The following is a 1760-nucleotide window of genomic DNA, read 5'->3' as shown; positions in this document are numbered from 1 at the left end:
GCCATACATCATCCTTTGTGCTTTCGCCTGTCCACCACGACCGGATGCGCTGGTGCGGCGTTATCTCAAGAATTGTGAACCCAAGACCAGAATGCAGTCAAATGCAAAGCCTGTTGTCGAACCATCCGAACGACGAACACTTTACCGGGCAGGTCGATTACCTGCCTCTAAATATCTGAAAGGATTATAAGAAATGGTGCTGCTGGAGAGAATTGAACTCTCGACCTCAGCCTTACCAAGGATGCGCTCTACCACTGAGCTACAGCAGCACACCATTTCGCCTGGAGCAAGAGAGGCAAGCCGGAGCCGCTCTCTCGCAAGGCCTGCGCCTATGCGCACGGCCCTTGGCTTTGTCAACCCTGCGGCGCTTGCCAGCGCAGGGCTTTGGCGGATATGATCCAGCCCTATGAATGATCGCCAGCAAAAAACGCCCGCGCAGGCGGCGCGAGAGGCCGAACGCACCGCGCGACTGGCCGAAAACCTGCGCGCCAACCTCAAGCGGCGCAAGGCCCAGGCGCGCGCGCTGGAGGCGTCGGACGACTGAACGCATCGATCTGCCGGGACCAATGCTTGCGCCCGGGCCAGGCCATCGCCACCTACTGACCAACACTGTCCTGTTTGAGGAATACGCCATGTCGTCCATCAACATTGATCATCAAACGCAAGGAGCGGCGGGACGGTTTGTGTTTCCGTCAGAACAGGGGGATGCCGAGCTGACCTACACCATCGGCGAAGACGGCGAGGTGATCGCTGATCATACCTTTGTGCCCGATGCGCTGCGCGGCGGCGGGATTGCCGGGAAGCTGGTCAACGCACTGGTCGCCACAGCGCGCAGCGATGGCTGGAAAATCGTGCCACGTTGCAGCTACGTCGCCGCCGCCTTCAAACGCCACCCCGAATGGACTGACCTGCTCGCCGACTGAGGGATGGGGCGCTAGCCGCGCGCGAAAAACTGCAGATGCACCAGCCGCCCGGTCTCGGCATCCGCGCCAAAACCATCGGCCGCGTTGTGGAACAGCCACGGGCTGAACAGGATCAGCCGGTTGAAGCGCATCGGCACACGCATCGTGCGTTCCCAGCGGCCGGCGTGCTGGGTATCGCGGTTGACGACCTCATCGACCAGCGCGTTCGCATCAGCAAAGCCCGCCTGCACCAGCGCCAGCGGGTCGGTGGGCACGCGGTCAAGCCCGGTGCGCTTGTGGCGGAAGAAATCGGTGCCGCCGCGCGCGTCGGCATCGCGGCTGAGAAACAGGATGCCCGAATAGAAGCACGGGTCGATATGCACCCCGCTCACCCCTCTGTCGCCTTTGAGCGTCAGGCGGCAATGACCGTGGGTCGTGCCGGGCTGGGGAATCATAGGCACGCCGACGGCGCGGGATACCGCAGTTTCTAGCCCCTCGATGACCAATGGCGCGCCTGACATGGTGCCCGGGTAATTGCCCTTGCGGCTGGCGGGGTCGTAATCCAGCGCCAGCGCCGCGGCGCGTGCCGCATAGGGATCGGCGAGAAAATCATCGATGATCAGCATGGTGGGCAGCATGTCCGTCATCCTTAGCGGATCAGGCCGGGTGCGAAAGGGGCAATCGGCCAAACAAGACAGCGTTGCGTTGGGCGCGCTGATGGCTAAACACGAGGCACTGTGCTGCAACCCTCACACCCCCATGATACGCCCGCATGCGCGTCCTGATCGCCGGGGCAGGCATCACCGGACTGGCGAGCGCGCTGGCGCTGGCGCGCCGGGGGCACGACGTGCGCGTGCT

4 protein-coding genes and 1 tRNA gene are annotated in these 1760 nt (G+C 63.1%); 3 read left to right on the top strand and 2 right to left on the bottom strand.

What is annotated here, in order from left to right:
* Positions 1 to 194: 194 nt before the first annotated feature.
* Positions 195 to 269, bottom strand: a tRNA-Thr gene (locus ACEW8G_RS13600).
* Between the two features lie 137 nt (positions 270 to 406).
* On the opposite strand from ACEW8G_RS13600, the gene ACEW8G_RS13595 reads away from it, so the two are divergent.
* Positions 407 to 544 carry a hypothetical protein gene (locus ACEW8G_RS13595; RefSeq protein ID WP_373488943.1) on the top strand — a complete coding sequence of 46 codons (138 nt, stop codon included), beginning with the start codon at positions 407 to 409 and terminating at the stop codon, positions 542 to 544.
* Positions 545 to 632: 88 nt separating this feature from the next.
* A complete protein-coding gene (locus ACEW8G_RS13590; RefSeq protein ID WP_373488942.1) occupies positions 633 to 923 on the top strand; it encodes a GNAT family N-acetyltransferase in 291 nt (96 codons plus the stop codon).
* Between the two features lie 11 nt (positions 924 to 934).
* On the opposite strand, the gene ACEW8G_RS13585 is transcribed toward ACEW8G_RS13590, so the two are convergent.
* Positions 935 to 1540, bottom strand: a complete 606-nt coding sequence (locus ACEW8G_RS13585; RefSeq protein WP_373488941.1) for a DUF6445 family protein — start codon at positions 1538 to 1540, stop codon at positions 935 to 937.
* Positions 1541 to 1674: 134 nt separating this feature from the next.
* Between ACEW8G_RS13585 and ACEW8G_RS13580 the strand changes: the two genes are divergently transcribed.
* Positions 1675 to 1760 (top strand): FAD-dependent oxidoreductase (locus ACEW8G_RS13580; RefSeq protein WP_373488944.1); only part of this gene is annotated, 86 nt, incomplete at its 3' end.

Source organism: Blastomonas sp., from assembly GCF_041747255.1.
In the GTDB taxonomy this organism is placed as follows: domain Bacteria; phylum Pseudomonadota; class Alphaproteobacteria; order Sphingomonadales; family Sphingomonadaceae; genus Blastomonas.
The sequence above is the reverse complement of the archived record's forward strand: the minus strand, read 5'-3'. Positions and strand labels throughout refer to the sequence as shown.

Excerpts from the sequence above, each read along its gene's own strand:
- ACEW8G_RS13595 (WP_373488943.1), top strand. The coding sequence starts at position 407 with ATGAATGATCGCCAGCAAAAAACGCCCGCGCAGGCGGCGCGAGAGGCC.
- ACEW8G_RS13590 (WP_373488942.1), top strand. The coding sequence starts at position 633 with ATGTCGTCCATCAACATTGATCATCAAACGCAAGGAGCGGCGGGACGG.
- ACEW8G_RS13585 (WP_373488941.1), bottom strand. The coding sequence starts at position 1,540 with ATGCTGCCCACCATGCTGATCATCGATGATTTTCTCGCCGATCCCTAT.